This is a genomic window from Agrobacterium sp. ST15.16.055 (assembly GCF_027956555.1).
In the GTDB taxonomy this organism is placed as follows: Bacteria; Pseudomonadota; Alphaproteobacteria; order Rhizobiales; family Rhizobiaceae; genus Agrobacterium; species Agrobacterium salinitolerans.
The window spans coordinates 1-246 of sequence record NZ_JAQKGN010000043.1; the positions used below are offsets into that span (position 1 = coordinate 1).

The 246-nt window shown below is 60.6% G+C and carries 1 pseudogene; it reads right to left on the reverse strand.

The annotated features are described in order from the left end of the window. Positions 1-113 precede the first annotated feature (113 nt). Positions 114-246: pseudogene (locus PL599_RS22815) on the reverse strand (bifunctional diaminohydroxyphosphoribosylaminopyrimidine deaminase/5-amino-6-(5-phosphoribosylamino)uracil reductase RibD); the annotation flags it as partial.

The window sequence follows — 246 nt, forward strand, 5'->3', positions numbered from 1 at the left end:
GTTCCGACATGCCACGTTCGGCAAGGGTTTGGAGGAGGTTTTCGAGCGTTGGGGCTTCAAGAATCTGGACGCCGGCGTCGGTGAGAAGTTGGCGGCGGCGGTCGCGGCTACCCCCCTCTGCCCTGCCTGCCGATCATGCCGTCAGCAGAAACCGCAAGCTTCAGAATCACATGCGGGCGTTTTTTTACCTGTCTTGTGAGGTAACCGGCGAGCGCCCTTTTACCTTCGTCCCGCAACAGGCCGGTT